At 65.5% G+C, this 4475-nt stretch carries 4 protein-coding genes; all 4 read left to right on the forward strand.

Annotated features, from left to right (window positions below; genetic code table 11):
- A partial coding sequence (gene fabF, locus EOA28_RS26065; RefSeq protein ID WP_128315434.1) for a beta-ketoacyl-ACP synthase II occupies positions 1 to 1114 on the forward strand: 1114 nt, incomplete at its 5' end.
- Between the two features lie 159 nt (positions 1115 to 1273).
- The gene (mltG, locus tag EOA28_RS26070; protein ID WP_128315435.1) at positions 1274 to 2518 is read left to right on the forward strand and encodes an endolytic transglycosylase MltG; all 1245 of its coding nucleotides are present in this window, start codon (positions 1274 to 1276) and stop codon (positions 2516 to 2518) included.
- A 234-nt stretch (positions 2519 to 2752) separates the two neighbouring features.
- Entirely contained in the window at positions 2753 to 3643 is an 891-nt protein-coding gene (locus tag EOA28_RS26075; protein WP_126078245.1) for a YicC/YloC family endoribonuclease, read from the forward strand.
- A 5-nt stretch (positions 3644 to 3648) separates the two neighbouring features.
- Positions 3649 to 4323 carry a guanylate kinase gene (gene gmk / locus EOA28_RS26080; RefSeq protein ID WP_128315436.1) on the forward strand — a complete coding sequence of 225 codons (675 nt, stop codon included), beginning with the start codon at positions 3649 to 3651 and terminating at the stop codon, positions 4321 to 4323.
- The last annotated feature ends 152 nt before the right edge of the window (positions 4324 to 4475 follow it).

Below are 4475 nucleotides of genomic sequence, written 5' to 3' on the forward strand. Positions count from 1 at the left end.
CATCATCCCGCGCGGCGACGGCTCGAATGGCACCTTCAATCCGGAGGCCGTGCTCGAGCCGAAGGAATTGCGCAAGATCGGCGACTTCATTCTTTACGGCATCGCGGCCGCCGACGAGGCGCTGGCCGATTCCGGCTGGAAGCCTGAGACGCATGAGGATCAGTGCGCCACCGGCGTGCTGATCGGCTCAGGCATCGGCGGCATCGACGGCATCGCCGAAAACGCGATGATCCTCAAGGATCGCGGCCCGCGCCGCATCAGCCCGTTCTTCATCCCCGGGCAGATCATCAACCTGGTCTCTGGCCAGGTCTCCATCCGTCACGGCTTGAAAGGCCCGAACCACGCGGTAGTCACCGCCTGCTCCACCGGCGCGCACGCCATCGGCGACGCGGCCCGGCTGATCATGTGGGGCGATGCCGACGTCATGGTGGCGGGCGGCGCCGAGGCGCCGGTTACCCGGCTGTCGATCGCGGGCTTCGCCGCCTGCCGCGCGCTCTCCACCGACCGCAACGATGCGCCGGAGACCGCCTCGCGTCCCTATGACCGCGACCGTGACGGCTTCGTCATGGGCGAGGGCGCCGGCGTCGTCGTGCTGGAAGAGCTCGAGCACGCCAAGGCGCGCGGCGCCAAGATCTATGCCGAAGTCACCGGCTACGGACTGACCGGCGACGCCTACCACATCACCGCCCCGGCCGAGGACGGCGACGGCGCCTTCCGCTGCATGACGGCGGCGCTGAACCGGGCGAAGCTTTCCCCGGCCGATGTCGATTACATCAATGCCCATGGCACTTCGACCATGGCCGACACGATCGAGCTTGGCGCGGTCGAGCGCCTGGTCGGCAATGCCGCCTCGAAGATCTCGATGTCGTCGACCAAGTCGTCGGTCGGCCATCTGCTGGGCGCCGCGGGCGCCGCGGAAGCGATCTTCTCGATCCTTGCCATCCGCGACAACATCGCCCCCGCCACCATCAATCTCGACAATCCGGAACGCGAGACAGCGATCGATCTCGTGCCGAACAAGCCGCGCCAGCGCCAGATCGACGTCGCGCTGTCGAATTCCTTCGGTTTCGGCGGCACCAACGCATCGCTCGTGTTCCAGCGTTACAACGGCTGAGCAGCAACCGGAGCGGCCCCGGGAGGAGTGCACGGTTCCACCCGGCATTGCGCCGAGACAGACAGCTAATCGGCAGTCCGCCAACTGCCGTCATTTTTGCCAAATTCGCCCCTAGCCTTGCGCCGGGGGATTCATTGCAAGATCAGACGGCAGGGCGTCATGAACACTAATCCGAGCGACGGGGAATTCGGGCGGCAAGGCGCGAAGGGCCCGATCGTGCCGAAGACCGCGGCCGAGGCGTTGCGTCCGGAAGCCGGCACGCCGCCGCCGTCGAAGCGCTCGCGCGCCTCGCGCAGCCAGGTCGTGGTGTTCCTGAATTTCTTCCTGTCCATTGCGATCCTTCTCGTGCTGGCCTCGGGGGCCGCGCTCTATTTCGGCATGCAGGCATTCGTCGAGCCCGGCCCGTCCGCCAATGGCGACACCTTCATGATCAAGCCCAACACCGGCGTGCAGGAGATCGCCGATCAGCTCGAACGCCGCAGCCTGATCAGCGATGCCCGCATCTTCCGGCTCGGCGTGCGCGCCACCGGCAATGAATCGGCGCTGAAGGCCGGTGAATACGCCATCAAGCCGCGCGCCTCGATGCGCGACATCATGGAGCTCTTCAAGAGCGGCAAGTCGGTGATGTACTCGCTCACCATTCCCGAGGGGCTGACGGTCCAGCAGGCATTGCAGCGCATGGCCGATCAGGAGGCGCTCACCGGCGACATGCCGGCGACCTTGCCGCCCGAGGGCAGCATCGCCACCGACACGTTGCGCTTCACCCGCGGCGACACCCGCCAGCAGATGATCGACAAGCTTGTCGCCGATCAGAAGAAGCTGGTCGAGGACGTCTGGTCGCACCGCGCGCCCGACCTGCCGATCGCCAACATCGATGATTTCGTCACGCTGGCGTCGATCGTGGAAAAGGAAACGGGCCGGAGCGACGAACGCTCGCGCGTTGCCGCCGTCTTCCTCAACCGGCTGGCCAAGGGCATGCGGCTGCAATCCGACCCGACCATCATCTACGGCCTGTTCGGCGGCAAGGGCAAACCCGCCGACCGGCCGATCTATCAGTCAGACCTCGACAAGCAGACGCCCTACAACACCTATCTGGTCAAGGGCCTGCCGCCGACGCCGATCGCCAACCAGGGCCGCGCGGCGCTCGAAGCGGTCGCCAATCCATCGAAGACCAGCGATCTCTATTTCGTTGCCGACGGCAATGGCGGCCACGTCTTTGCCGCGACGCTGGAAGAGCACAACCAGAATGTCGCCCGCTATCGGACGCTGCAGAAGAAGCAGGCGGACGCCGCCGCCAAGGCTTCCGGCCAGACGACGGCCCCGGCCGCTCCCGAAGGCGGCGACGCCGGCGACAATGGCGACAGCGGCGAAAACGGCGACGCGGGCGGCGACGCGGCTCAATAAGCATGCCGCACGCGTCCTTTGACGCGACGCCATATTCATGTTTTGAGGGGGCGCCGGCCGATCGTCCGGCGATTTTTAGAGCAATTCCAGGAAAAGTGTGAGCGGTTTTCCGTCCGGAATTGCGTAAAAACAAAGAGATAGAGTGGTTCGCCGTTTCCGTGAAACGGTGAAACGCTCTAGGGCGTGTAGCGCCGGGCCGCTTGCGTTGGCCTGCGACAGGGGATGACAGGCACAATGAACCTGCAAAGCATGACCGGTTTCGCGCGGTCCGCCGCCGAGAGCGAGGGCACCTCGATCGCCTGGGAGGTGAAATCGGTGAACGGCAAGAGCGCCGAGGTTCGGCTGAGGTTGCCGCAGGGTTTCGACCGGCTGGAGACCTCTGTCCGGCAGACTGTTCAGAAGCGTTTCGCGCGCGGCAATTTCCAGGCGACATTGACCGTCGGCCGCGCTGCTGCCAGGCAAGCCCAGCCGGTGGTTAACGAGGCGTTCCTCAAGGATCTGGCGGGACTGGCGAAGCGCTTGCAGGAGCAGTTCGGCACCGAGCCCGCCACCGCCGACGGCCTGCTCTCGCTGCGCGGCGTGCTCGACATTCCCGAGGCGATGGAGACCGAGGAGGAGCGCGCCGCTCTTGACGCCGCGATCCTGTCGGCGCTCGAGGCAGCGCTCGCCGGGCTGGAACAGGCGCGGCAAGGCGAGGGCGCGGCACTTGGCGCGCTGCTTTCCGGCCATATCGACGCGATCGAGGCGTTGACGCTGAAGGCCGAAGCCGATCCGTCGCGGGAGCCGGCGGCAATCCGCGAGCGCATCACGGAGCAGGTACGCCTGTTGATGGATGCCTCGGCCAATCTCGATGCCGTCCGGCTGCATCAGGAGGCGGCCTTCCTCGCCACCAAGGCCGACATCCGCGAGGAGATCGACCGGCTGAAGACGCATGTCGCTTCGGCGCGGACGCTGCTCAAAGGCGGCGGTGCGATCGGCCGCAAGCTCGATTTTCTGGCGCAGGAATTCAATCGCGAATCGAATACCTTGTGCTCCAAGTCGAACGCCGCCGCGGTCACCGCGATCGGGCTGGAGCTCAAGGCGGTGGTCGACCAGTTTCGCGAACAGGTCCAGAATCTGGAGTGACGGGAATGGTTGCCAAGGAACCGACGGCTGTCAGGGATCTGGGATCCCGCATCCGCCGCCGCGGATTGATGCTGGTGCTGTCGTCGCCGTCGGGCGCCGGCAAGTCGACGATCGCGCGCAACCTTCTGGAGAGCGATCCAAGCCTCGAGCTTTCGGTCTCCGTCACGACAAGGCCGCGCCGCGGTTCGGAGATCGAAGGCGTCCACTATCATTTCCGCTCCATGCGCGACTTCGAGCGGCTGCGCGATTCCGACGCGCTGCTCGAATGGGCCGAGGTGCACGGCAATTGCTATGCGACGCCGCGCGAGCCAGCGGAAATCGCGCTGGCCGAAGGCCGCGACATGCTGTTCGACATCGACTGGCAGGGCGCCCAGCAGCTCAAGGAGAAGATGCGCGCCGACATCGTCTCGATCTTCATCCTGCCGCCGTCGATGAAGGAATTGAAGGCGCGCCTGAAGCGACGCGCCGAGGACCAGGAATCCGTCATCGAGACCAGGCTGAAGAACGCTCGCCTGGAGATCGAGCATTGGAAAGAATACGACTTCGTCATCGTCAACGACGATCTCGACCGCGCCTTCGCCGAGGTCCGCGCCATCGTTGCCGCCGAGCGTCTGCGCCGCGACAGGCGGCCTGGCCTGTTCGACTTCATCTCGGGATTGCTGGACGAGAAGACGGAGTAGCTTTTCCCTTCTCCCCTTGTGGGAGAAGGTGGATCGGCGCGATAGCGCCGAGACGGATGAGGGGTGTTCCAGCGGAGTGAGACGTTTGCTTTCCCTGGAGCACCCCTCGTCCGTCGCCCTCGGCGACACCTTCTCCCGCAAGGGGAGAAGGG

The sequence above is a fragment of the Mesorhizobium sp. M2A.F.Ca.ET.067.02.1.1 genome (assembly GCF_004023285.1).
GTDB lineage: Bacteria > Pseudomonadota > Alphaproteobacteria > Rhizobiales > Rhizobiaceae > Mesorhizobium.